Source organism: Pseudomonas sp. AC355, assembly GCF_979258205.1.
Window position 1 is genome coordinate 4,356,710 of sequence record NZ_OZ409843.1, and the last position, 25,730, is coordinate 4,382,439.

A 25,730-nucleotide genomic window follows, 5' to 3' on the forward strand; every position below is an offset into this window, starting at 1 on the left:
CGCTTCAAGCGAAACCGTGTTGGTCTTCAATCGCTGCCAGATTCCGGATCGGTCTCTGCGTTGCGTCGGTGCAGGCGCAGCGAACCAGGAGGCGGCTCGTTGAGTACTGCCCAAAAAATACCAAGATCGGAGATAGCGGAGACGAATGCCTTGAATTCGACCGGCTTGACCACGTAAGCGTTCACGTTCAATTCGTAAGCTCGCTGCAGATCCGGGCCTTCACGCGATGAGGTGAGCATGACAATCGGGATGCTGCGCAATTCAGGCGATTCGCGAACGGTCTCCAGCACTTGCAGACCATCGACCTTGGGCAGCTTGAGGTCGAGCATCATGATCGCCGGATTGCCGGGCAGGCGGTCGGCGTAGTCGCCACGGCGAAACAGGTAATCCAGCGCTTCTGCGCCGTCTCGCATGATGATTACGTCATTGGCTAGCTGACTACGCTCCAGGGCGATCAGGGTCAGTTCCAGATCGTGGGGGTTGTCTTCGACCAGCAGAATCGGTTTTAGCATTCAAGTCCTCTTCCCGTCATCTAAGCAGCGGGGTGGTTACGTTTGGGTAGGGCGAAATAAAAGGTAGCCCCTTGATCGACAGTTCCCTCTGCCCAGACCCGGCCATCGTGTCGCTCGATTATACGTCGCACGCTGGCCAAGCCTATGCCGGTACCTTCGAATTCTTCCATGCGGTGCAGGCGCTGGAAAACCCCGAACAATTTGTCGACGTACTCCATGTTGAAGCCGACCCCGTTGTCGCGCACGAACACCACGACCTCGTCGTCGTCCTCATGGGCGCCGATGACGATCACTGCCTGCTCGCGATCTCGGCTGTATTTGATGGCATTGGCCAGCAGATTGCGCAGCGCCAAGTGGAGAAAGACCGCGTCGGCGATCACGGCTGGCAGTGGCTGTACGTGCCATTCCAGGTTGCGCCCCTCGTAGTCGGGCTTCATCTCTTCACGAATCGAGTCGACCAGAGCCTGCAGGTTGACGTCGGAGAAGCGCAATGCAGAGCGGCCCATCTGCGAGAAGCTCAGCAGGTTGTCCACTAAGGTGCCGGCGAAGCGTGCCGACTCGCTGATGTGCTCGAGAAAGCGCACGCCGCGTTCTGACAGTTTGGGGCCTTCGAAGTCACCGAGTAGCTCGGCGTAGCCCGCGATATGCCGCAGTGGTGCGCGCAGGTCATGGGACACGCTGTAGGAGAACGCTTCCAGCTCTTTGTTGGATTTCTTCAGGTCGCTGGCCAATTGGGCCATTTCCTCGGCCTTGCGCAGTACGATGCCGAGTACTGCGTTGCGCAGCTCCAGGGCGCTTTCCGGCTCCTGTGGATGCCAGGGCGTGGAAAAGCCGCTTATATCTTCCTGCCAGCGCGCAAAACTGTTGCGCGGGTTGAGCGCGCCGCTGGCGCTGATGGATTTCTCAGGCTTGCCCGCCCAGTTGACGATGCGCGTCTGTTCCGGCTTGAACCAGATCAGGTAATGGGAGTGCAGCTCGGAAATGGCCACTGCCAGCACGCCGCCGACATGTTTGGCGAGCCCCGGCAGTTCCGGAATATCGCGGCTGACGTTGTCGGTCTGGAACAGCTCTTCACCGTTGCGGGCACCCAGCCACTGCACCAGTGCGTTGACTTGATCGCGGGGTGGCGTTTGCCCGAGCAGGTCGCAACGTGATGAGGAAATGATCGCTGCACCGCTGGCCTGAACGAAGTTCAGGAAGGTATCGGGCAGCGATAGCAAGCCTTCACTGACGCTGTCGCGGTCGGCCATGGCCGAGAGCATCTGCACGATGTACTGGCGCAATTGCAACAGGTGCTGGGTGCGTGCCTGGGCGATCTTCGCTTCGATCTGCAGCGACAGCATGCGACCTAGCAGCTCGCAGGCCGTTCTGGTCTGGAAGCCGACCGGGCGCGCATGCGCGTGGTGGCAGGAAATCAGCCCCCAGAGCTGCCCTTCGACCACGATGGAGATCGACATCGAAGCGATGGTCTGCATGTTCCGCATGTACTGCAGGTGCACCGGCGACACGCTGCGCAGGGCCGCATAGCTGAGATCCAGCGGCTTGCCGGTCTGCGGGTTGAGCGACGGGCGCAGGGCGGAAGGCTGGTAGTTGGCGTCTTCGATCACGCGGATGCGATTGCCCACGTACAGCGCGCGCGCTTGGGGCGGGATATCCGCAGCGGGAAAGCTCAGGCCCAGGTAGCTGGGGTAATCAGGATCGACGCGTTCGGCAAGCACCAGGCCATTACCCTCGGTATCGAAGCTATAAGCCTTGACCCGGCCGAACCCGGTGATGCGTTTCACTTCGTCCACTGACAGGCGGCACAACTCATCGACGCTGTCGGCGTCCTGCAGATGGCCGATGAACGTGCGCACCATCGGGTAGAGGTTGTTGTAAGCCGCGACCACATTGCTGGTCGGCTCGAATTCGGCAATCAGCACGCTGTCGTAGCAGTGCGCCATCATGGCGATCAGTTGGCCGCTGCGGCTGCCTTCTCGGAAGCGCACATCGCCAATGTGAAACGGTGTGGTTTCATCGTGGGACAACTGCGCCAGGCGCTCGGTCAGCGAGTCGCTGTCTTCAAGCAGCCCGTTCAGGTGTTGGCCCAGCAGTTGATCCGGCTCGAGGCCCAGCCACTCGACGACGTTCTCGCTCACCTGCAGCACCGTGAGCGCCTGCTTGTCGAACACCACCATGAATCCCTGAGGCTGAATGCTGCCGGGAATATGGATGGGTTCTTTGGCGCAGTTGGCGATCGCGCTGCTCAATGAGGTGATGGTTTCGCTGGTCGCCAAGCGTTTCTCCTTCGGTTCCCGGCCGATCTGCATGAACGGTCTCGAGGGCGGATGCCTTGGTGCGGTGGGAGGAGGGCCGCTACAGCCTAGGACAACGGCGCGTGGGGATTTTCTCCGTGAATCTGTTCTGTCTGCGCAGGCAGTCTGCACGGTCTCGAATGCCGGGTAAACCGTAACGCGGTGTAATCAATGTGTAAGGCCATTACACCCTGACTGCCGGGTGTCTAGGAACTTAGCCGCGCCGTACACCTCTCATGATGCGGTCTGCCGTACCGACAGATTGCAACATTCCTTGGGCACACTGCCCGCATTTGAACACGAGAATCGCCATGATATCTGCTGCCAAGCGGGCTTTTTCCCGGCTGCCCGTTCTGCGCCCATGGGCGTGGCTGCTGTTGCTGATCCTGCTCGTTGCTGGTTATCAGATGCGGGCTCTGCACCTGGACGACCGTCTTTATTACTGGCTGACCACCCCGGCGGTCTCGGAATGGGCACCGAACAGCCTGCTTTCCCATAAGTACAAGGTTCAGATCGATGCCAAGGTAGTCAGCGGCGTAAGCGATAACCTTTCGGCCTTGAGCTACGACGACCAACGCGACCAGTTGTGGGCGGTGCTCAATAATCCCGAAGAGCTGCTGGCCATGAGCAAGGACGGCGAAGTGCTGGCGCGTTACCCGTTGAGCGGCTTTAGCGATGTTGAGGGCGTGACCTACCTGGGCGATGGCATGCTGCTGCTCGCCGAAGAGCGCTCGCACGCGCTGGTGGTGGTGCCGGTGCCGAAACGCTCTGGCGCCTTGTTCCGTGAGGACTATCGCGCTCTGACCCTGGGCATCCAGCGTGACGGCAACCAGGGCTTCGAAGGCGTGGGTTACGACCGGGCGCGGGATCGGCTGTTCGTGGTCAAGGAACATTCGCCCATGAAGCTCTACGAAATCCGCGGTTTCAAAAGCAGCGTGAACGGTAACTTCGGCCTGGAAATCATCGACCACGACGATTGGATTCGCGATTCGGTATTCGCGTCCGACCTGTCATCGGTGCACTTCGACGAGCACACCGGCAACCTGGCGCTGCTCAGTGACGAGTCCAAACGGATCATGGAACTGGACGGCGAGACCGGCGAGCTGGTCGGTTTCCGCACCCTGGACAGTGACTTTGCCGGCCTCGGCAAGTCGGTGCCCCAGGGCGAAGGCATGACCTTCGACGATGAAGGCAATCTGTATATCGTCAGCGAACCCAATCTGTTCTATCGCTTCGGCCGTGGTTAGCAGCCGCCGCGCCGAGCATTTGTAGGAGCGTCGCCCCGGCGCGAATCGACGGCAGCTTCATCGCCATATCGGTGCTGCCCGCATGATTCGCCCTGGGGGCGGGGCTCCTACAATGGAATATTCTCGCCGCCCCTACTTCGTCGGCTCTCCTAGCGCGGTGGATACTGGCTCAGCACCCGCCCCACGGTTTCACGGATTACCGTCTCGCGCTGCGCGGGATTACCCTCGTCGTTGCGCATGATGCGTTCGTCACTGCCGCGCCAGACCAGCTTGCCGTCCTTGCCATCGAACAGGTCGATTTGCACGGTGGCGACCTTGTAATCGACGGTACGGGTTTCGTTGTAGGCCGGGCCGCCCCAGTAATTGCCCCAGTAGCCGCCGAAACCGCCACCAAAGCCGGTGCTGACCTGCTGCTGGCGCTGGTCGACGATCAACCACACCTGTACGCGCAGATCCCCCGCGGCACCCGCCGCTGCAGGGCGCAGGCCGCGCTGGTCGAGCTGATCGCCCACTGCGCCGCGCAGACGCTGCTCGGTCAGGTCGCTGCGAATCCGTGGATCATCGGGCTTGTACTGCACGGCCGGTTCCTGCCAGCTCCAACTGCGGTAGCCGGCGAAGTCGCGGCTGGCATCGAAGTCACGGTTGATTTGCTGGCTTTGGCAGGCGCCGAGCAGCAACAGGACGGGGATCAATAGCAAAGGCAGGCGGCGCATAAGAGTTCTCCTGAATCAGTCAGACATCGAGGGTCATGCCGGCGGATATTCGCCCAGTGCGTCGCTTACCGCCTTGCGCAGGGCCTCGGCGCGTTCCGCCTGGCTGCCGCTGCTGCGCATTTCTGCCTGGCCGCTCCACACCTGTTCTCCGCTGCGGCCGTCAAAGAAGTCGATACGCACCACCACGACCTCTTCTTCATAGTTGCGAGTCAGCGGAACGCGGGCGCCCACGCCAACACCGTTGCCGTAATAACCGCGGTTGCCGTAGCTGCCATAGCCACCTCCATAGTAGGGATCGTAGCTGTCAGCGACCTGACGTACGCGGCGTTCCAGGCGCGTATCGGTGCGCACCTTGAGGTCGGCAGCGGCATTGCCCTGGGTGGGGCGTAAGCCACGTTGATCGAGGGCATTGTTGAGGGCGTCCTGCACCAGATCCGCACTGGCCCAGGCGCTGCCCGCCGGGCGCTGCTGCCAGGCCCAGCTGCGATAGGCAGCGTAGTCGCGCGGCGCGGCGGGGTAGGCGCTACGGTCGAAATGGTTGGCCGCACCGGGCGGGGCCGGCGGTATTGGTACTGAATCCGTGGTGTACGGGTTCTGGCTCTGGCAGGCCGCCAGGGCAGTGGTGAGCAGCAACAGCGCGATGCGTTTCATGACGGTTCTCCTGGCAGAGCAGGCGTTCAGCGTGGCCGACAGATCCAGTGCAGGTAGCGTCCGAGTCCGGCGAATGCCGGGTGACGACGGTGTGCCAATTCCATTTCCAGCAATTCGGCGAGCTCGGCCTTGGCCTGGAATTCCCGAGGCATGTAATCATGAAAGACCCGTACGCCGCTCTCCTGTTCGACCTGCCAGTGAGCGGCAAGTTGCGACTTCAATTCGCGCGGATCGAGGGGCCGTTGCGGCGTCAGGCTCTGCTTTTCGCCGGCGAATTCGTCCTTGCGCAACTTGCGCAGATGGCCCTTGAGCAGGTTGCGGTAGATCAGCGCATCCTTGTTGTAGAAGGCCAGCGACAGCCAGCCATCTGCCACGGTCAGGCCATGCAGCGCCGGCAGGATGGCGGCCGGCTCGGCCAGCCATTCGAGCACGGCGTGGCAGATGACCAGGTCGAAGGGCGCGTCGAAACGGCCTGGCAATTCCTGCCACGGCGCGTGAATGAAGGTTGCCTCGACACCCGCTTCGGCGAAGCGCTCGCGGGCGCCGGCCAGCATGGGTTCGGCTGGTTCGGCGAGAGTGACCTGATGGCCGCGCTGCGCCAGCCACAGGGCCATATGGCCAAGCCCGGCGCCGACATCGAGCACCCGCAGTGGGCGCGCAGGCAGTGCCTCGGTGAGATCAGCCTGCAGCACGGCGAGGCGGATCTCGCCTTTGGCGCCGCCATAGATCTTCTCGGCGAAGCGGGTCGCCAGTTCGTCGAAGTGACGGTCGCTCATCAGCTGAACCGCCGTTCGCTGTCGGCGAGTTTGGCGCGCACCACCTGTTCCATATCCAGCCCCAACTCGCTGCACAGCAGAAGCAGATAAAGCACCACGTCTCCGACTTCCTGCCCGGCATGCTCGAGTTTGTCAGCCGGCAGGCTGCGTGACTGATCCTCACTGAGCCACTGGAATATCTCCACCAGCTCGGCCATTTCCACGCTGGCAGCCATGGCCAGGTTCTTCGGGGCGTGGAATTGGCGCCAGTCGTTACGATCACGAATGGTGTGCAGGCGAGCGGTGAGTTCGGCGATGTTCATGCGATGTCCCTAGGCGTTAGCCGCACATTGTTTCATGCGGCGAGGCCGACGCGCAGCAGACTTTGCGTAGCGGTTCAGATGACCTGCCAGTAGCCGACCATATGCGACACATCCTCTTTGCCGAGCAAATCGAACTGGCCCTCTGCCGCGGGCAGGCTGGCGCGCATGCGGACGCTGCTCGGCAGCCGCACCGGCTTCTGGAAGCGCACTTCGACGCTGTAGCCCGAGGCGGGCAGGTGCGCCTGCAGCGCAGCCAGGGCTCGCGCCTTGTTCCACAGGCCATGGGCGATGGCGCGCGGGAAGCCAAATGGCTTGGCCGTTAACGCCGAGAGGTGAATGGGGTTGTAGTCGCCGGAAATTCGCGCATAACGTCGGCCGATATTGGCAGGTGCCTGCCATTGGGCCAGATCGTCCAGCGGTAGGCGGGTCGATTCGCTGCGGGCAATCGCCGGGCCGTCCAGCTTCATGCCTCGGCAGAGCAGGCGGCTATCACCTTCCCACAGCAGGCCGAGTTGATCCTCGAGGCGGGTGATGACGCTGAACACTGCGCCCTTCTCATGGGGCACCAGGTTGCTGGCTTCCACGCTCAACGTGAAGGGGCCGAGCCCTGCAAGTTGGCGAATCACCCGGATACGATTTTCCAGGTGCACCAGGCCGAGCAACGGAAAGGGAAAGTCGGGCTCGGTGAGCAGTTTCATCTGCAGGGGGAAGGCCAGTACATGGGGATAGGTGGCTGGCAGCCGGGCATCGTCAGTAAAGCCGCACAGCTCGCGGTAACGGGCGAGGTGGCTGGCATCAACGCTGACCGAGCAACGTAGCCCTCGGTGCGGCAGCACCTTGCCGGTAATACCGCGACGCATCGCCGCGCGCAGGAGCAAGCCGGGCAGGGCCGGTGGTGTGTGCAAATCGAGCCATTCGGTTGCCATCGTGCGCTCCGGTGCAAAATGAGTTTCAGCGTACTCTCGCCGAGATTTAGGACAGTAGCCAGCCTGTATTGGTGCCCTCTGTCCGCGGGCTGAGCGTGGAACGGCAAAGCCGCCTACGCTTGTTGTCATCCAGCCAGGCAAGGAAGACGCCAGCATGCATGACATTACCCTCCGGGCCGCACCCTGATGCGCTCGATCACGGACGCGCCGCAACTCTCGTATCTGCTCAACCCGTTGGTACGACGCTCGCCTGGCGAGGCGCGCCTGGATCTGGTGCGCCAGGTGCGTGAGCTGATCGATCAGCTACTCACCGAAGGCGCCACCCTAGAACAGGTCGCCGCTCGCCTGCAGATGCCGGCCCGACGTTTGCGCGAGCAGTTGTCGCAGGCTGACGTGCGTTTCAACGACATGGTCAACGACTGCCGCTGCAGCCTGGCCCGACGTCTGTTGCTGGAGACCGACGAGCGCATCGAGCTGATCGCCGAACGCACCGGGTTTTCCGAGCCAAGTACCTTCTACCGCGCGTTCAAGCGTTGGGTCGGTGAGACGCCGGTGGAGTTTCGCCGCCACGGCCGGCTGCAGGCAGCCGAGCGCGGCTCATCCTGATCAGGCCCCCAGCAGGCTCTGCCCGCACACCCTCAGCACCTGGCCGCTGACGGCGCCGGAGCCAGGCTGGGCGAACCAGGCCACGGCTTCGGCGACATCCTGGGGCAGGCCGCCCTGATTCATGGCATTCATGCGTCGCCCGGCTTCACGGATGGTGAAGGGGATGGCGGCAGTCATGCTGGTTTCGATAAAGCCCGGCGCCACAGCGTTGATGCTGATGCCACGCTCGGCCAGCGTCGGCGCCCAGCTTTGAGCCAGGCCGATCAGCCCGGCCTTGCTGGTTGCATAGTTGGTTTGCCCGACATTACCGGCGATGCCGCTCAGCGATGCGATCAGCACCACCCGTCCGTTATCGCGCAAGGCACCGGCCTGCAGCAGGGCATCGGTGAGCCGCTGTGGTGCGCGCAGGTTGACGTCGATCACCGACTCCCAGAGCCCTTCGCTCATCTTCGCCAGGGTCTTGTCGCGGGTGATGCCGGCGTTGTGCACAACGATATCCACACCTTGCGGCAGGGCCTCGAGCAGTTTGGCGGGCGCGTCGTCGGCACAGATATCCAGCGCCAGGCTGCGTCCGCCGAGGCGCGAGGCCAGAGCATCGAGAGCATCCTTGGCCGGCGGCACATCCAGTAACACAACGTCGGCACCGTCGCGGGCCAGGGTTTCGGCGATGGCGGCTCCGATACCGCGGCTGGCGCCGGTGACCAATGCGGTCTTGCCGGCCAGTGGGCGGGTCCAGTCGCTGACCTGCTGCGCACAGGGCTGCAGGCGCAGCACCTGGGCCGAGACATAGGCGCTCTTGGGCGAAAGCAGAAAGCGCAGTGCGCCTTCCAGCTGATTTTCCGCGCCCTGATCGACGTGCAGCAGTTGCACGGTGCCGCCACGGCGGATTTCCTTGGCCAGGGAGCGGGTGAAGCCCTCCAGGGCACGCTGTACGCTGGAGGCCTGGGGATCGTCGAGCGTCTGCGGGGCGCGGCCGAGCACCACGACGTGCGGGCAACGGCCCAGGTTCTTCAATGCGGGCTGGAAGAACTGACGCAGAGCATCGAGCTCCTCGAAGCGGCTCAGACCGCTGGCATCGAACACCAGCCCCTTGAGCTTGGGGCCGTGCTCAGCCGGTCCAGCGCGGCAGGCCGTACTGGTCATCGAGAGCCGCGAAGGTTTCGTCGGTCAGGCGGCTGGCAAAGGCTGCCACCGCAGTGCCCAGGTCGCCGTTGCCACCGATCAGCAACGCGCCCTCCAGAGGCCTGTTACGGCCCGCCACCCAGCGTTCCAGAGGCAGCGGAGCGGGCAGCCCGAGCGCGCCGACCAGGCGGCGTCCGGTAGGCGTATTGGCGAAGTTGAGGTAGCGATCAGACATGGAACAGACTCCAGGGCAGAAACTCAAAGAGGTTGACCACTGTACGCCATCACTCGTTTCATGCATCGACAGGGGCCGGCTGACCGGCCAATTCAGCGGTGATCAGCCACATTGGTATCTCTAAAAACGTTGGCGAGGCAGTCAGCGCAAGGCAAGAACAGGCGAAAAAGCGGAGTTTACGAGCTGTAAATGAGCATTTTGAGTCTGTTCTTAACGCATCGATGACAACGCAGGTAGTTTTTTAGAGGTGCCAATTAAAGTGCCGCACAATATTACCTACAAGGAGCCGTACATGAGCCTGCCGCGCCGGGTCGCCATCGTTGGTGGCAACCGTATTCCCTTCGCCCGCTCCAATACTGCCTACGCCACGGCCAGCAACCAGGCCATGCTCACCAGCGCGCTGGAGGGGTTGATCGAACGCTACAACCTGCACGGCGAGCGCCTCGGCGAGGTGGTCGCAGGGGCGGTGCTCAAGCATTCGCGGGACTTCAACCTGACCCGCGAGTGCGTGCTCGGTTCGCGCCTGGCCCCGGAAACTCCAGCCTACGATCTGCAGCAGGCTTGCGGCACCGGGCTGGAGGCCGCGCTGCTGGTGGCCAACAAAATCGCCCTGGGGCAGATCGAGTGCGGTATCGCCGGTGGCGTGGACACCACCTCGGATGCGCCGATCGGCGTCAACGAAGGTCTGCGCAAGATCCTGTTACAAGCCAATCGCAGCAAGAGCACCGGCGACAAGATCAAGGCGCTGCTGCAGATACGTCCGCGACACCTGGCACCCTCGCTGCCACGCAATGGTGAGCCGCGTACCGGCTTGTCCATGGGGCAGCATTGCGAGCTTATGGCGCAGCACTGGGCCATCCCCCGTGACGAGCAGGATCAGTTGGCCGTGGAGAGCCACCGCAAGCTCGCTGCCGCCTACGCCGAAGGCTGGCAGGACGATCTGCTCACCCCATTTCTCGGTCTGACCCGCGACCAGAATCTGCGCCCCGATATCGACCTGGCCAAGCTGGCCACCCTCAAGCCGGTGTTCGAGCGTGGCCAGCGCGGCACCCTGACCGCAGCCAATTCGACGCCGCTGACCGATGGTGCGTCGCTGGTGCTGCTGGCCAGCGAAGAGTGGGCCAAGGCCCGTGGCCTGCCGATTCTTGCCTACTGGCGTGATGGCGAAGCGGCGGCCGTGGATTTCGTCAAAGGCAACGAGGGGCTGCTGATGGCGCCGGTGTACGCGGTGCCGCGCTTGCTGGCGCGCAACGGCCTGACCCTGCAGGATTTCGATTACTACGAAATCCACGAAGCCTTCGCCGCCCAGGTGCTGTGCACGCTCAAGGCCTGGGAGGACGCCGAGTATTGCCGCACCAAGCTGGGCTTGGAGCAGCCACTGGGCAGCATCGACCGCGCGAAGCTCAACATCAAGGGCAGCTCCCTGGCTGCCGGCCACCCGTTTGCCGCAACCGGTGGGCGTATCGTCGCCAACCTGGCCAAGCTGCTGTCGGTGGCAGGCGAAGGTCGCGGCCTGATCTCCATCTGTGCCGCAGGCGGCCAGGGCGTTACCGCGATTCTGGAGCGCTGATTCATCCCTCGTGCTCACCCGGGGCGCTGTCCTGGGTATCGCTTCGCTCCACGCCAGGCTACGGGGATAGCCTGCCCGATCAATCTTCGTGGCTGATCGTTTCGGCTTCGGCCTTGAGCAAGGCGGCTTTGCGTGCCACGCCCCAGCGGTAGCCGCCGAGGCTGCCATCGGCTGAGGTAACGCGGTGGCAGGGCACCAGCAAACCCAATGGATTGCTGGAGCAGGCTCGGGCGATGGCCCGTGGGTGGCTGCCGAGGCTGGCGGCCAGTTGGCCGTAGCTGCGCGTCTGCCCCGTGGGAATTGCTCGCAAGGCCTGCCATACCTGCTGCTGAAAGGCCGTGCCGCGTAGATCCAGTGGCAGGCGGGCGGCGCGTGCCGGTTCCTCGATCTGCCTCAGCACCTCGTGTAGCCAATCCTGCAGCGCCTCGTCATCACGTTGCAGCGTTGCGGCGGGGAAACGCTGGCGCAGCTCCGCCTCGACTACGTCCTCCGACTCGCCGAACAATAGGGCACAGAGCCCCTTGTCGCTGCTCGCCAGCAGCAGGTAGCCGAGTGGGCTGGGCGCCACGGCCATGCGCAGCCGTTCCCCTACGGCACCCTTGCGTCGGCTGGCTGCGCTAACGCCATCGGCTCGTTCGTAGAGCGCTCGGGTACTGGAGTAACCGCTGTTCAGTGCGGCATCGAGCAGCGAATCCGCCTGGGGCAGTTCGAGCTCCAGGCGCTCACGTTGGCGGGCGCTGACCCAGGCCTTGGGCGTCATCCCGGTGCGGGCCTTGAAGGCTCTGGTCAGGTGTGACGGGGATAGCCCGATGCGCGCAGCAAGCTCGACAAGTGTTGGCGGTTTGTCGGCCTCATCGAGCAGGCGACAGGCCGCGGCCACCAGTGCATCGAGTTGCTCGGCCGGGCTGCTGCCCTGTGGCGTGCAGCGTTTGCAGGGTCGATAGCCCGCTGCCTCGGCTTGCGCAGGTGTGGCATGGAAGCTGACATTCTCACGACGCGGCCGGCGTGCCGGGCAACTGGGGCGGCAGTAAATACCGGTCGAGCGCACGGCGAAGACGAATTGACCGTCCTGCGTCGCATCGCGCTCGCACACAGCCCGCCAGTGGCGTTCTTGCGGCATGATCACCTCCTGTAACAGTGCCGTGATTGTCCGCAGTCGCCGTGTTCCACGCCAGTGCCAATCACGCTTTCAAACTGTGCGGCGCCCGCACATTTTCTGCAGAGGCTGGGCGCTGCCTCAGGATTGCCGTATAAAAGGGCCGCATAGACCACTGAGGACCCTGATAAAAGCTGATGAAGACGCCAAAACGCATTGAGCCCCTGGTCGAAGACGGCCTGGTGGACGAGGTGATACGCCCTTTGATGAGCGGTAAGGAAGCAGCGGTCTATGTGGTGCGTTGCGGTACCGAACTGCGCTGCGCCAAGGTCTACAAAGAGGCCAACAAGCGTGGTTTCCGCCAGGCCGCCGAGTATCAGGAAGGGCGCAAGGTACGCAACAGCCGTGATGCACGGGCTATGGCCAAAGGCTCCAAATACGGTCGCAAAGGCCAGGAAGACGCCTGGCAGAACGCCGAGGTGGCGGCCCTGTTTCGCCTGGCCAGCGCCGGCGTCCGGGTGCCCAAGCCTTATGACTTTCTCGAAGGTGTGCTGCTCATGGAGCTGGTCGGTGACGGCGAGGGTGGCGTAGCGCCGCGCCTCAACGACGTCGACCTGCACCCCGAAGACGCCCGAGAATTCCACGCGTTCATGATCGATGAGATCGTCAAGATGCTCTGCGCCGGCCTGGTGCATGGTGACTTGTCCGAGTTCAACGTGCTGCTCGGCCCTGAAGGCCCGGTGATCATCGATCTGCCTCAGGCGGTGGATGCGGCGGGTAACAACCACGCCTTCAAGATGCTCGAACGTGACGTCGGCAACATGGCCGCCTATTTCGGCCAGTTCGCACCGGAGCTCAAGTTCACCAAGTACGCCAAGGAAATGTGGGCGCTCTACGAAGACGGCAAGCTGACGCCCGATAGCGTGTTGACCGGTGAGTTCGATGACCCCGAGGACGACGCTGACGTCGACGCTGTGCTGCGCGAGATCAAGGCCGCTCTGGCCGATGAAGCGCGTCGCCAGGCCGTGCTCAACGCCGAGGACGAGCCCAAGGACAGCGAGCCGCCTCCGCCCTGGGAGCGCTGAATGTGGCCGGAGTTTAGTGGAGGTGGGCTAAAGCCCACCCTACCGCTGAAGCGGATCGCCGCTCGGCCCGCCCAACTGCGTGATCGTGCCCTGAAACGGTGAGTTGAGGGGCTCTATGCTCTATTTTGGTTCGCTGTGCCCGTGTCTGTTTTAACTGTCTGCTGTCTTCATCCCTGTCTGAATTCCCCGCCATTGCTGAGCTGCAGCGTTTCTCGAAACGTTGGCATGCAACCTGCTATTCACTCCCTGTGACCTGCCTGACCGTGCAGGCACCCTGGCCGCTTCGGCTGCCAGCGGTGATGAGCCTGGGCAATGTGGCCCGCCATCCCCCAAAACTACATAACTGAATCCAAGGCAAAGACGCCTGAAGCTGACAACAGCTCCAGGCGTCTTTTTTTTGCGTTGCAGAAAACCGTGATACCGCAGCAGACAGAGGGCAGGCTATGAATTCCATCGTCACATCGATCAAGCGCGAGAACCTGATCGTCATCGGCAACGGCATGGTCGGCCACCACTGTGTGGAACAGTTGATCGCCAGCGGTGCCCTGCATCGCTATCAGGTGCACGTGTATGGCGAAGAACGCCAGCGCGCCTACGACCGTGTGCACCTGTCCGAGTACTTCTCCGGCAAGGATGCCGAAGCCCTGGCCCTTGGCGAGCCTGATCTGTACGCCCGCAACGGCGTGCATCTGCACCTCGGCGAACAGGTGCTGGAGATCGACCGCGAGAACCGCGAAGTCGTCACCACCAAAGGCCGTCGCGGCTACGACCGGCTGGTGCTGGCCACCGGTTCCTACCCGTTCGTGCCGCCGATTCCGGGCGCCGAGGGCAATTCTCGCCTGGTTTACCGAACCCTAGACGATCTCGATGGCATCCGCGACGCAGCGACCAAAGCCCGTCGAGGTGTGGTGGTCGGCGGTGGCCTGCTCGGCTTAGAGGCGGCCAACGCGCTGAAGTCACTTGGTCTGGAAGCCCATGTGGTGGAGTTCGCGCCACGCCTGATGCCGGTACAGCTGGATAACGACGGTGGCGACGCATTGCGGGCGCGCATCGAGGCCCTTGGTGTCGGCGTGCACCTGTCGCGCGCCACCCAGGAAATCGTCATCGGTGAGGAATACGCCTACCGCATGAATTTCAGCGATGGCGCTGATGGTAACTGTGAGTATCTGGAGACCGACCTGATCGTGTTTTCCGCCGGTATTCGTCCGCAGGACGCCCTCGGCCGTGCCGCCGGCCTCGACATCGCGACCCGCGGGGGGGTGGTGGTCGACAACGACTGCCGCACCAGCGACCCGGCGATCTTCGCCATCGGCGAATGCGCGTCCTGGAATGGCATGGTCTTCGGCCTGGTTGCGCCGGGCTATGCCATGGCCCGCAACGTCGCCGCTCAGCTGGCTGGCGAGCCCCACGAACTGTTCACCGGCGCCGACATGTCGACCAAGCTCAAGCTGCTTGGCGTCGACGTCGGTTCCATCGGCGATGCCCACGCCGCCACGCCGGGCGCCAAGAGCTATCGCTACATCGACGAAGCCAATGCCAGCTACCGCCGTCTGGTGGTCTCGCCGGATGGTCAGCACGTCATCGGCGCGGTGCTGGTCGGTGACAACAGCTATTACGACACCCTGCTGCAGTACGCCCAGAACGGCATCAAGCTGCCGGCCGATCCGTCCAGCCTGATTCTGCCGCTCTCCGAAGGCGCGCCGACCCTGGGCGCCGATGCGCTGCCGGATACCGCGACCATCTGCTCCTGCCACAACGTCAGCAAGGGCGCGGTGTGCTGCCAGGTAGACGCCGGCATCACCGACCTCGGCGAGCTGAAGGCCATCACCAAGGCCGGTAGCGGTTGCGGTGGTTGCAGCGCCTTGCTCAAACAGGTCTTCGAGCATGAACTGAGCGCCCGCGGCGTAGCCGTGGATAAGAGCCTCTGCGAACATTTTGCCCATACCCGCCAGGAGCTGTACGCCATCGTCCGGGTGGAAGGTGTGCTCAGTTTCGAGGAACTGCTGGCCAAGCATGGTCGCGGCCACACCGGCTGCGACATCTGCAAGCCGGCAGTCGGTTCGATCCTCGCGTCGTGCTGGAACCAGCCGATCACCGACCCGTCGCTGATCCCGCTGCAGGACACCAACGACACTTTCATGGCCAACATGCAGAAGAACGGCACCTACTCGGTGGTGCCGCGTATTCCCGGTGGCGAGATCACCCCGGACGGGCTGATCGCCATCGGCGCCGTGGCGAAGAAATACGACCTCTACACCAAGATCACCGGCGGTCAGCGTATCGACCTGTTCGGCGCTCAGTTGCACGAACTGCCGGAGATCTGGAGCGAGCTGATCGCCGCCGGCTTCGAGACCGGGCATGCCTACGGCAAGTCGCTGCGTACCGTGAAGTCCTGCGTGGGCAGCACTTGGTGCCGTTACGGCGTGCAGGACAGCGTCGGCATGGCGCTGCGCCTGGAGGATCGCTACAAGGGCCTGCGTTCGCCGCACAAGATCAAGTTCGCGGTCAGCGGTTGCACCCGTGAGTGCGCCGAAGCGCAGAGCAAGGACATCGGCGTGATCGCCACCGACAAGGGCTGGAACCTCTACGTGTGCGGCAACGGCGGCATGCGCCCGCGGCACGCCGAGCTGTTCGCCACTGATCTGGATGACGAGGCGCTGATCCGCACCATCGACCGTGTGCTGATGTTCTACGTACGCACCGCTGACAAGCTGCAGCGCACCTCGGTATGGCGCGAGTCGCTGGAAGGCGGCCTGGATTACCTCAAGGCGGTGATCCTCGACGATAGCCTGGGCCTCGGCAATGAGCTGGAAGCGCAGATGCAACTGGTGGTCGACCGCTACGAATGCGAATGGGCCGGTGCCCTCAAGGACCCGGAGAAGCTCAAGCGCTTCCGCACCTTCGTCAACGACAAGCGCGGCGATCCGGACATCCACTTCGTCAAGGAACGCGGCCAGCGCCGCCCCATGACCGCCAGTGAACTCCACCTGATTCCCGTTACCGAGGAGGTGCTCTGATGAGCCAGTCCAACGCCGTGCGCGCCCAATCGCTTCCCGCCACCGAGTGGCAACCGCTGTGCAGCAGCCAGGATCTGGTCGCCAATTCGGGCGTGGTGGCCTGGCTCGAGGGTGACCAGATCGCCCTGTTTCACCTGCCCCACAGCGAGGCCGGCGAGCAGTTGTTCGCGGTGGAAAACCGCGATCCGAAATCCGGCGCCAATGTCATCGGCCGCGGCCTGATCGGCCAGATCAAGGGCGACCTGGTGATTGCCTCGCCGCTCTACAAACAGCATTTCCGCCTGGCTGACGGCACTTGCCTCGAGTACCCGGAGCAGCGCCTGCGCGTGTGGCCGGTGCGGCTCAATGGCGACACCGTGGAAATCGGCCTGGCGGGCTGAACGCTCGACGACTTACTGCGGAGGCCGAGAAGAGCGCCAGTCAGGCGTCCCGGCCCACCCGACACCTCATTCCTGTTTGCATACCTGAAAAGAGAGCATCTCCATGTCCTACCTGGTTCCTGCCGAATTCGTCACAAAGATGGTGGATGCCGGCGAGTCGAAGATCTTCATGTCGACCCGCGATACCCTGATCCGCGCCTTCATGGCCGGTGCGATTCTGGCCCTGGCGGCGGTGTTCGCCATCACCATCACTGTCCAGACTGGTTCGCCGCTACTTGGCGCAGCGTTCTTCCCGGTCGGTTTCATCATGCTGTACCTGATGGGCTTCGACCTGCTTACCGGGGTATTCGTCCTCGCTCCGCTGGCACTGCTCGACAAGCGTCCGGGGGTCACCGTCGGTGGCGTGCTGCGCAACTGGGGGCTGGTGTTCATCGGCAACTTCGCCGGGGCACTGACGGTCGCCGTGATGATGGCTTTCGTCTTCACCTATGGCTTCTCGACCAGCGCGGGTGAGATCGGCGAGAAGATTTCGCACATCGGCGAGTCGCGCACTCTGGGCTACGCCGAGTTCGGCACGGCCGGCTGGCTGACCATTTTCCTGCGCGGCATGCTGTGCAACTGGATGGTGTCCATGGGCGTGGTCGGCGCGATGATCTCCACCACCGTCAGCGGTAAGACCATCGCCATGTGGATGCCGATCATGCTGTTCTTCTACATGGGCTTCGAACACTCGGTAGTGAACATGTTTCTGTTCCCCTTCGGGATGATCATGGGCGGCGATTTCTCGGTGATGGACTACATGATCTGGAACGAAATTCCCACCGCACTGGGCAACCTGGTTGGCGGCCTGGCCTTCACTGGCCTGACCCTCTACACCACGCACATCAAGACCGCCCCCAAACGCACTTACAACTGAGTACCGTCAATGGCCGCTGCTGCCGAAAACCTCTGGACGGACAGGAAGAGCCAACTGCAGGTCAGCATCGGCCAGTGCTCGGACAAGGGGCGCAAGGCACGCAATCAGGACTTTCATGGCCTCTGCGTGCCCCATGAGCCGCAACTGGGCAGCAAGGGCATCGCCATCGCCCTGGCTGACGGCATCAGCAGCAGCGACGTCAGCCACATCGCCAGTGAAACGGCGGTGGCGGCGTTCCTCTCCGACTACTTCAGCACCAGCGAAGCCTGGTCCGTGAAGACCTCGGTCACCCGCGTGCTCAGCGCCACCAATGCCTGGCTGCACGCTCAGACGCGGCGCGGCCAGCATCGCTACGACATCGACCGCGGTTACGTGTGCACCTTCAGCGCCTTGGTGCTGAAGTCGACCACCGCGCACCTGTTCCATGTGGGCGACACACGCATTTACCGCCTGCGCGACGGCTCTCTGGAGCCGCTGACCCGGGATCACCGCGTCTGGGTCGGCCAGGAAAAGAGCTACCTGAGCCGTGCTCTGGGCATCCAGCCGCAGTTGGAGATCGACTACCAAGCGCTGGCGATCGAGAGCGGCGACCTGTTCCTGTTGGCCACAGACGGCGTCTACGAATTCGTCGATTCGCGGTTCATGACCGATTGCATCGCCGAGCACGCCGACGACCTGCAACTGGCTGCCCAGCGTATCGTCGATCAGGCGCTGGCCAATGGCAGCGACGACAACCTGACCCTGCAACTGGTACGCGTCGACAGCCTGCCGCGCGCCGAGGCCGACGAGTTGCAGCACAAGCTCGGCGAGCTGCCGTGCCCGCCGATTCTGGAAGCGCGCATGCAGTTCGACGGTTACCGCATCGTCCGTCCGCTGCACGCTAGCGCCCGCAGCCACGTGTACCTGGCCACCGATGAAGACAGCGGCGCTACCGTGGTGATCAAGACGCCTTCGCTGGATCTGCAGCACGATGCCGGCTACCTAGAGCGCTTTTTCATGGAGGAGTGGATCGCCCGGCGCGTCGACAGCCCCCACGTACTCAAAGCCTGTGCGCCGACCCGCAAGCGCAACTTCCTGTACGGCGTCAGCGAATTCATCGAAGGCCAGACCCTGGCCCAGTGGATGATCGATCACCCGCGCCCGGATCTGGAGACCGTACGCAGCATCGTCGAGCAGGTCGCCCGTGGCCTGCGGGCCTTCCACCGCCTGGAAATGCTCCATCAGGATCTGCGCCCCGCCAACCTGATGATCGATGCCACCGGCACGGTGAAGATCATCGATTTCGGCGCCACCCGCGTGGCGGGCCTACAGGAGATCGACAGCCGCCAGACGGACGACCCGATACTCGGCACCGCGCAATACAGTGCCCCGGAATACTGGCTCGGCGAGCCGGGTACGGTGCGCTCGGACGTGTTCTCTCTGGCGGTGATTGCCTACCAGATGCTCACTGGCCGGCTGCCTTACGGAGCGGGCATGGCACGGGCACGAACCCGCACGGCCCAGGCGCGGCTGCGCTACACCCCGCTCGGCCAGCCAGAACGCGAGCTGCCGCTGTGGCTCGATGATGTGCTGCGCAAGGCCTGCCACCCGGATCCGCTGAAGCGCTATGACGACCCTGACGAATTTGCCCATGCCTTGCGCCACCCCGGCCAGGCCCTGCTGCGCCGTGGCCGGGTGCCGCTGCTGGAGCGCAACCCGCTGTTGTTCTGGCAGGTCAGTTGCCTGCTGCTGGCGCTGACGGTGGTGGCATTGCTGGCGCGCCAGTAGTCGAAAAGGTAGCGCTACTAGGCGGTATTTCCGATGGCCGTCACTACTGCTCATGGTCTTGCCTGGCCGCTTCGTATCCACCACCCTGTGAAAGCCGTGGAGGCCCCGCCAGTGCACGCTTTCGGGGCGCTGGTGGCGAGGTAATTTAATGAAATGATTTGTCGCAAATTGTCATATTTGTTCTTCCGGCAACAGGACAGAATGCGCGCTCTGTTCAGCCATAAAGTGCGTGATCGTGGACTATCTCCTGCAACTAGCTAGCGACCCAACTGCCTGGGTCGCCCTTGCCACTCTGGTGGTAATGGAAGTGGTACTCGGCATCGACAACCTGATCTTCATTTCCATCCTCACCAACAAGCTGCCCGAGCATCAGCGTGACAAAGCGCGGCGCCTGGGTATCGGTGCGGCGCTGGTGCTGCGTCTGGGCCTGCTCGGCACCGTGGCGTGGATCGTCCAGTTGGTCGAGCCGGTGATCGAGCTGTTCGGCCAGGCGTTCTCCTGGAAGGACATCATCCTCATCGCCGGTGGTCTGTTCCTGCTCTGGAAGGCGACCAAGGAAATTCATCACTCCATGGATCCGGAGCCGGAAGGCGACATGTTCGTCGGCCGGGCCGCCAGCCTGGGTTTTGGCGCCGCCATCGTGCAGATCCTGCTGCTCGACCTGGTGTTCTCGGTCGATAGCATCATCACCGCCGTGGGCATGACCCCGCACGTGCCGATCATGGTCATCGCCGTGGTCGCTGCCGTTACCGTGATGCTGGTCGCGGCCAACCCGTTGGCGCGCTTCATCGCCGCCAACCCGACCGTGGTGATGCTGGCCCTGGGCTTCCTCATCATGATCGGCATGACGCTGATCGCCGAAGGCTTTGGTGCCCACGTGCCGAAGGGCTACATCTACGCGGCGATGGCGTTCTCCGCCATCATCGAAGGCCTCAATATGTTGTCTCGCAGGGGCCGTCGTAAAGCGGCTGCCGAGGCCAACAAGGCGCCTTGAACCGGTACGCCTCCCCCTGCCGCAGCGGGGGAGGTGGCTGCATGCTGCACCTCCCTGCTTACTTCATTCTCGGCAAAGACTGACCGTTCAGTCATATTTTGCTGGCAGAGTGCCACCTTGCACGGCAAAATCTCCTCACGCCCAGTGAGTGGACGAGCTTGCGTGCCCTTTCGAGCCAGGTAAACAGTCGGCTCATACCCCATCCGCTCCTGCCGATACACTCATTGTCATTCCCTGAACCGGGAAATGCCGAGGCAAATTTGCCTGTGAGCGAATCATCCATCGGTACCGTGTGGCGGCTTTCGAACGAGCTGGAGTGATGGTTCCTTCATTGCTCGAACGACTTTTCGCGCACGCTCCATCTGGCTGAGAGAACGCCGTGGGTTGCGCTTTTCAAGGATTTCCCAGGACTGCTGCCATGCTCCTCACAAACCCCAATGCCGACGTGATGTATCGCCTGCTGGTGCAGAGCGTGGTGGATTACGCCATCTACATGCTCAGCCCCGAGGGTGTGGTGACCAACTGGAACGCTGGCGCCCAGCGCGCCAAGGGTTACCTGGCTGCGGAGATCGTCGGTCAGCACTTCTCGGTGTTCTACAGCGAGCAGGAACGTGCCGCCGGCGTACCTGATCGCGGCCTGCAGGAGGCCCGTGATACGGGGCGCTTCGAGGCGCAGGGCTGGCGCCTGCGCAAGGACGGTAGCGAATTCTGGGCTCACGTGGTGATCGATGCTGTTCGCGATGACGATGGCCAACTGATCGGCTTCGCCAAGATCACTCGCGATTGCACCGAGCAGCGTCAGTTGCAGATCGAGCAGCGCGAACAGGAGCGGCGCTTCCGCCTGCTGGTGCAGGGGGTGACCGATTATGCGATCTACATGCTCGACCCCCAGGGGCACGTGGAAAACTGGAATGCCGGCGCCGAGCGGGCCAAGGGCTACAAGGCCGAGGAAATCGTCGGCCAGCACTTCTCGGTGTTCTACACCCCGGAAGATCGCGACGCCGGTTTGCCCGCCAGAGGCCTGGAAACTGCCCGCAGCGAGGGGCGTTTCGAGGCTGAAGGTGTGCGCCTGCGCAAAGACGGTTCGCCGTTCTGGACTCACGTGGTGATCGACGCGATTCACGATGAAGACGGCCAACTGATTGGCTTCGCCAAGATTACCCGCGACATTACCGAACGCCGACAGAATGAGCTGGAACTGCTCAAGGCCAAGGAACTGGCGGAAAACTACAGCGAGGAAATGGCTTCGCTGTCGCGCTTCCTCGACTCGGTGATTTCCAATATCCCGGCCAGCGTCATCGTCCAGGACACCACTAGCCGGCAGATCCTGCTGGCCAACCCACAGGCAGAGAAGCTGTTTGGCTGCAGCACCAAGGACATGCTCGGGCGCCGTGCTGACCAGTGTCTGGCACCTGCCATCGTCGACTATATCGAGCAACAGACGGAGCACTGCATTCGGACCGATGCCCTTCATCTATCCGAAGATTGCCTGGATACGCAGATGGGCCAGCGCATGCTGCGCACTCGCGTGCTGCTCAGCAGTAGCATCGAGTACCAGACCAGCTACGTGCTACTGATTGCCGAGGATGTCACCGACGAGCTCGCCGCCCATGCGCAGATCCATCACATGGCCCATCACGATGCCCTGACCGGGCTGCCCAACCGTACGCTGTTCGGTGAACGGCTCCATGAAGCGCTGCGTGAGGGGGAGGAGAAGGGGCAACTGACCGCCGTTCTCTGCCTGGATCTGGACAACTTCAAGAACATCAACGACGCCCTTGGTCACGCCTTTGGTGACCGCCTGTTGCGTTCTCTGGGCCAGCGCCTCAAAAGCGTGTTGCGCGACCGCGACACCCTGGCGCGGCTAGGCGGTGACGAGTTCGCGGTGGTGCTCAACGGCTTGGAAAGCGCCGAGGATGCGCAGCGTACCGCCAACCGGCTGATCGCCGCCGTGGCGCCGGTATTCCTGATCGACGGCCACAGCTTCTCGGTCGGCGTGAGCATCGGCATTGCCATCTCCCCGGATGATCACCAGCAGGCCGATCAACTGATGCGCTACGCCGACATGGCGTTGTACGAAGCCAAGCGCAATGGTCGCAACCGCTACGAGTACTTCCACCTGGAGCTGGACGCTGCGGCGCGTCGGCGCCGAACCATGGAAATGGATCTGCGCACGGCGCTGCACCTTGGGCAACTGCAGTTGTATTACCAGCCGATCATCGACAAGGGCAGCAATCAGATTTCCGGTTACGAAGCGCTGATGCGTTGGCATCACCCGAGCAGTGGTCTGGTCATGCCGCTGGACTTCATTCCCATCGCCGAGGAAACCGGGCTGATCCACGACGTGGGCGCCCGTGCGCTCAACCTCGCCTGTCAGGAAGCAGCAAGCTGGCCGGGCAAGCAGACGGTGGCGGTCAACCTGTCGCCGGTGCAGTTCAAGAACAGCGACCTGGTGAAAATAGTTGGCCTGGCCCTGGCCGACTCGGGTCTGGAGCCCGAGCGCCTGGAGCTGGAAATCACCGAATCGGTGTTGCTGGAAAACAGCGAGAGCAACATCGATACCCTTAAAGCGCTCAAGGCCCTTGGCGTGAGCATCGCCCTGGACGACTTCGGTACCGGTTATTCTTCTCTGGGCTACCTGCGCTCCTTCTCGTTTGATCGGATCAAGATCGACAAATCCTTCGTTCAGGATATGGGTGAAAGCCGTGAGGCACTGTCGATCGTGCGGGCCATCACCGGGATGAGTAGTAGCCTGCTGATCAAAACCACTGCCGAAGGTGTGGAAACTGACGCACAGTTCGAACAGCTAAAGGCTGAAGGTTGCTCGCACTTTCAAGGTTATCTGTTCGGCCGCCCCCAACCGGCTAGTGAGCGTATCGAGGTACTGGAGTAGGCTGGTGGGAGCCGACCAGTGTGACGGGCGTCACCAATCTCCATGTTCGCCCGCCGGATGGTGATGTATCGCGTAACAGCGACACGTCAACGACGGGCGTATGGATTAGAATTTAACAATCGCTGGCGTCGGAATACTGGCAACCTTGGTTGTCTCCGCGCTCCAGTATTCACTCAGGTCGACTATCGCCGCTTGCCCCGCTCTCCAGTGGGGTGTTTGCATCGCTGGATCGTCCCTTAGCGCGCATGAGGATACCGAGTTGATTAAACGTTGCATGGGAACGCTCCTGCTGAGCCTTAGCCTGATCAGCTTCGCCAGCTGGGCTGAAATGAAGCCTCTGGAGGCAATGAACATGGCTGGCCTGCAGCGCAGCCTGGGCCAGATCATGGCCAAGGATTACCTGATGATCGGCTCCGACGTTAAGGTCGATGACGCCACCAAACAACTCAACACCAGCATCGCGCGGTTCGAGGATCATCACGCCAAGCTCAAGGCCCACCCCACTAACGACGAAATCCGCGCTGCACTGGGCCAGGTCGAGGTCATCTGGGGTACTTATCGAGCGATGGTCAGCGCGACGCCAGACAAGGCACAAGCGCCTGCGATACTGGCCAAAGCCGAGGAACTGGTGAAGCAGACTCAGCACGTCACGGATCTGTTCGAGAAGCACAACGGCGACGCCGCTTCGCACTCGATCAACCGCAGTGGCTGGAACCGCGTGCTCACCCAGCGCACCGCGATGTTCTACATGGCCCGTGCCTGGGGCGTGCAGGCGCCCAACCTGGATGCCAACTTCGACGCCTCGGTGAAGGAGTTCGACAGCATCATGAAGGAGCTGCAGGCCGCTGGTGCGCCGAACGAAGAGATCGCGGTAGCGCTGCGCAAGACCGACGCGCGCTGGCAGTTCGCGACCAAGGCTTTCGCCTCCAAGGATTTCGTGCCGACCATCGTCGCCGTGAACGCCGAGTCGATGTTCCGCCAATTGAACGAAATGACCCGCCTCTACGCCGGCCTGCAGGGCGACCAGCTCTGATGCTGTGGTGCTCATCCCGCCCGGGATGAGCACCGTTGCGCCTCACCCCGCCGCGCTCGCCACACCCTCAGAACGAATCGATGATTCGCCCCAGCGTCGCCATGGCCTGCTCACTCTGCGTGCTCCAGGGGTGGCCGTGGTTGAGCCTTGCGCAATGGCCGAAGCCGCGGGTTGCCGAGAAGATCGGCCCCGGTGCCAGGCTGATGCCCTGGGCCAGCGCCAGGCGGAACAGCTGCAACGCATCCACCCGTTTGGCGAATTCGAACCAGAGAAAATAGCCACCGCTCGGGCGGGTGACTCGCGTGTCCGCTGGAAAGTGCCGCGCTGCCGAGGCCAGCATCGATGCCTGCTGGGTTTCCAGTTGATGGCGCAGCTTGCGCAGGTGGCGGTCGTAGCCGCCGTGCTGCAGGTAGTCGGCGAGGGCCGCCTGGGCAGGTACCGATGGTGAGATGGTGGTCATCAGCTTGAGCCGGGCGATGCGCTGGGCGTAGCGGCCACCGGCGACCCAGCCGACCCGATAACCCGGCGCCAGACACTTGGAAAACGAGCCGCAGTGCATCACCAGGCCTTCGCGGTCAAAGCTCTTTACCGGCTTGGGCGGTTGGGTGCCGTAGTACAGCTCGGCGTATACATCGTCTTCGATCAGCGGCACCTGATGGCGTTGCAGCAGGTGGTAGAGGCCGCGTTTCTTGTCGTCGCTCATGCTCGCGCCGAGGGGGTTCTGCAGGCTGCTCATGAACCAGCAGGCTTTGATCGGCAATTGCTCCAGGCTGCTCGTCAGGCTGTCCAGATCGATGCCTTCACGCGGGTGCACGGGGATTTCCACCGCCTTGAGCTTGAGTCGCTCCAGCACCTGCAGGGTGGCATAGAACGCCGGGCTCTCGATGGCCACCAGGTCGCCCGGCTCGGTCACCGATTGCAGGCACAGGTTGAGCGCCTCCATGGCGCCGGTGGTGATCACCAGCTCCTCCAGCGGCAGGCGCACGCCGCTGACCATGTAGCGCAGGGCGATCTGTCGGCGCAGGTCCGGGTTACCTTCGGTCATGTCGGCGATCACCGCGTGGCTGGGCATGTCGCGCACGCTCTGCGCCATGGAGCGGGCCAGGCGCGGCAGCGGGAACAGATCCGGGCTGGGGAAGGCCGAGCCGAAGGGCACGGTATGGGGGTCTTTCAGTGAGCCGAGCACCGAGAACACCAGTTCGCTGACATCAACATCGGTGGTCTGCGCCGTGCCCGCGCGTACTTCCGGCTCGTGCAGCGGGCGCTGGGCGTGTTCGCGGACGAAGTAACCGGAGCGCGCGCGGGCGTAGATCAGCCCGCGGTCTTCGAGCAGGTAATAGGCCTGGAACACGGTCGAGGGGCTTACCCCGTAGGTACGGCTGGCGTGGCGCACCGAGGGCACCTTTTCGCCAGGCGCGAGCACGCCGGTGCGGATCAGCCCGGCTATTTCATCGGCGAATTTTTCGTAGCGTTTCATGCTGTCCTGACTTGGCGGTTGGGAGGAGGGCAGAGCGCCGCTGCTCGCTAAGGTGTGGTCGCGATAATGGCCTGTGGACTAATTTGGTAACAGATTCAGGAATATAGATAAAATACGG

The 25,730-nt window shown here is 62.9% G+C and carries 19 protein-coding genes and 2 pseudogenes; 11 read left to right on the forward strand and 10 right to left on the reverse strand.

All coding sequences use genetic code 11. The features are described 5' to 3' along the window. Positions 1-26: 26 nt before the first annotated feature. Together ACZ0AI_RS20320 and ACZ0AI_RS20325 are read right to left on the reverse strand one after the other, a co-directional pair. Positions 27-512, reverse strand: coding sequence for a response regulator (locus ACZ0AI_RS20320; RefSeq protein WP_225835795.1), 486 nt, complete (start codon positions 510-512; stop codon positions 27-29). 20 nt (positions 513-532) lie between these two features. Beyond that, on the reverse strand, positions 533-2,821 hold the full coding sequence (locus ACZ0AI_RS20325) for an ATP-binding protein (protein ID WP_463563415.1): 2,289 nt from the start codon (positions 2,819-2,821) through the stop codon (positions 533-535). 296 nt (positions 2,822-3,117) lie between these two features. On the opposite strand from ACZ0AI_RS20325, the gene ACZ0AI_RS20330 reads away from it, so the two are divergent. Beyond that, a complete protein-coding gene (locus ACZ0AI_RS20330; protein WP_463563416.1) occupies positions 3,118-4,053 on the forward strand; it encodes an SdiA-regulated domain-containing protein in 936 nt (311 codons plus the stop codon). A gap of 149 nt (positions 4,054-4,202) precedes the next feature. Here ACZ0AI_RS20330 and ACZ0AI_RS20335 read toward each other — a convergent pair whose 3' ends face one another. The 5 genes from ACZ0AI_RS20335 to ACZ0AI_RS20355 all read right to left on the reverse strand — a co-directional run bounded on the left by ACZ0AI_RS20335 (position 4,203) and on the right by ACZ0AI_RS20355 (position 7,421). Next, entirely contained in the window at positions 4,203-4,766 is a 564-nt protein-coding gene (locus ACZ0AI_RS20335; protein WP_463563417.1) for a DUF4136 domain-containing protein, read from the reverse strand. Between the two features lie 33 nt (positions 4,767-4,799). Continuing rightward, positions 4,800-5,417, reverse strand: coding sequence for a DUF4136 domain-containing protein (locus ACZ0AI_RS20340; protein ID WP_225835788.1), 618 nt, complete (start codon positions 5,415-5,417; stop codon positions 4,800-4,802). A gap of 26 nt (positions 5,418-5,443) precedes the next feature. Beyond that, positions 5,444-6,193: a methyltransferase domain-containing protein gene (locus ACZ0AI_RS20345; protein WP_463563418.1), complete on the reverse strand. Its 750-nt coding sequence runs from the start codon at positions 6,191-6,193 to the stop codon at positions 5,444-5,446. Continuing rightward, entirely contained in the window at positions 6,193-6,495 is a 303-nt protein-coding gene (locus tag ACZ0AI_RS20350; protein ID WP_225835784.1) for a MazG-like family protein, read from the reverse strand. The genes ACZ0AI_RS20345 and ACZ0AI_RS20350 overlap by 1 nt, the downstream gene beginning before the upstream one ends. Before the next feature lie 74 nt (positions 6,496-6,569). Further along, a complete protein-coding gene (locus tag ACZ0AI_RS20355; RefSeq protein WP_463563419.1) occupies positions 6,570-7,421 on the reverse strand; it encodes a MaoC family dehydratase in 852 nt (283 codons plus the stop codon). 255 nt (positions 7,422-7,676) lie between these two features. On the opposite strand from ACZ0AI_RS20355, the pseudogene ACZ0AI_RS20360 reads away from it, so the two are divergent. Further along, positions 7,677-8,027 (forward strand): annotated as a pseudogene (locus ACZ0AI_RS20360) (helix-turn-helix transcriptional regulator); the annotation flags it as partial. On the opposite strand, the pseudogene ACZ0AI_RS20365 reads toward ACZ0AI_RS20360, so the two are convergent. After that, a pseudogene (locus ACZ0AI_RS20365) lies at positions 8,028-9,384 on the reverse strand (3-oxoacyl-ACP reductase). Positions 9,385-9,676: 292 nt separating this feature from the next. On the opposite strand from ACZ0AI_RS20365, the gene ACZ0AI_RS20370 reads away from it, so the two are divergent. Then, the gene (locus ACZ0AI_RS20370) at positions 9,677-10,954 is read left to right on the forward strand and encodes an acetyl-CoA C-acetyltransferase (protein WP_225835777.1); all 1,278 of its coding nucleotides are present in this window, start codon (positions 9,677-9,679) and stop codon (positions 10,952-10,954) included. Between the two features lie 79 nt (positions 10,955-11,033). Here ACZ0AI_RS20370 and ada read toward each other — a convergent pair whose 3' ends face one another. After that, positions 11,034-12,074 carry a bifunctional DNA-binding transcriptional regulator/O6-methylguanine-DNA methyltransferase Ada gene (gene ada, locus ACZ0AI_RS20375; protein ID WP_463563421.1) on the reverse strand — a complete coding sequence of 347 codons (1,041 nt, stop codon included), beginning with the start codon at positions 12,072-12,074 and terminating at the stop codon, positions 11,034-11,036. A gap of 173 nt (positions 12,075-12,247) precedes the next feature. Here ada and ACZ0AI_RS20380 point away from each other — a divergent pair, with 173 nt between their 5' ends. The 8 genes from ACZ0AI_RS20380 (at position 12,248) to ACZ0AI_RS20415 (ending at position 24,135) form a co-directional block, all read left to right on the forward strand. Next, positions 12,248-13,135, forward strand: coding sequence for a PA4780 family RIO1-like protein kinase (locus tag ACZ0AI_RS20380; RefSeq protein WP_225835773.1), 888 nt, complete (start codon positions 12,248-12,250; stop codon positions 13,133-13,135). A gap of 443 nt (positions 13,136-13,578) precedes the next feature. Further along, positions 13,579-16,152 (forward strand): nitrite reductase large subunit NirB, encoded by a 2,574-nt coding sequence (nirB, locus tag ACZ0AI_RS20385; RefSeq protein ID WP_463563422.1) that lies wholly within the window; start codon positions 13,579-13,581, stop codon positions 16,150-16,152. Beyond that, the gene (gene nirD / locus ACZ0AI_RS20390) at positions 16,152-16,532 is read left to right on the forward strand and encodes a nitrite reductase small subunit NirD (protein ID WP_463563423.1); all 381 of its coding nucleotides are present in this window, start codon (positions 16,152-16,154) and stop codon (positions 16,530-16,532) included. Before nirB ends, nirD begins: the two co-directional genes overlap by 1 nt. Before the next feature lie 103 nt (positions 16,533-16,635). Next, positions 16,636-17,448 carry a formate/nitrite transporter family protein gene (locus tag ACZ0AI_RS20395; protein WP_463563424.1) on the forward strand — a complete coding sequence of 271 codons (813 nt, stop codon included), beginning with the start codon at positions 16,636-16,638 and terminating at the stop codon, positions 17,446-17,448. Positions 17,449-17,457: 9 nt separating this feature from the next. Next, the gene (locus ACZ0AI_RS20400) at positions 17,458-19,215 is read left to right on the forward strand and encodes a protein kinase domain-containing protein (protein ID WP_463570076.1); all 1,758 of its coding nucleotides are present in this window, start codon (positions 17,458-17,460) and stop codon (positions 19,213-19,215) included. A 235-nt stretch (positions 19,216-19,450) separates the two neighbouring features. Next, the gene (locus ACZ0AI_RS20405; protein WP_463563426.1) at positions 19,451-20,209 is read left to right on the forward strand and encodes a TerC family protein; all 759 of its coding nucleotides are present in this window, start codon (positions 19,451-19,453) and stop codon (positions 20,207-20,209) included. Positions 20,210-20,627: 418 nt separating this feature from the next. Further along, positions 20,628-23,102: a sensor domain-containing protein gene (locus ACZ0AI_RS20410; RefSeq protein WP_463563427.1), complete on the forward strand. Its 2,475-nt coding sequence runs from the start codon at positions 20,628-20,630 to the stop codon at positions 23,100-23,102. 274 nt (positions 23,103-23,376) lie between these two features. Then, complete coding sequence (locus ACZ0AI_RS20415) at positions 23,377-24,135, forward strand: type IV pili methyl-accepting chemotaxis transducer N-terminal domain-containing protein (protein WP_463563428.1); 759 nt, start codon at positions 23,377-23,379, stop codon at positions 24,133-24,135. A 67-nt stretch (positions 24,136-24,202) separates the two neighbouring features. On the opposite strand, the gene mapR is transcribed toward ACZ0AI_RS20415, so the two are convergent. Then, the gene (gene mapR, locus ACZ0AI_RS20420) at positions 24,203-25,612 is read right to left on the reverse strand and encodes a GntR family transcriptional regulator MpaR (protein ID WP_463563429.1); all 1,410 of its coding nucleotides are present in this window, start codon (positions 25,610-25,612) and stop codon (positions 24,203-24,205) included. Between the last annotated feature and the right edge of the window lie 118 nt (positions 25,613-25,730).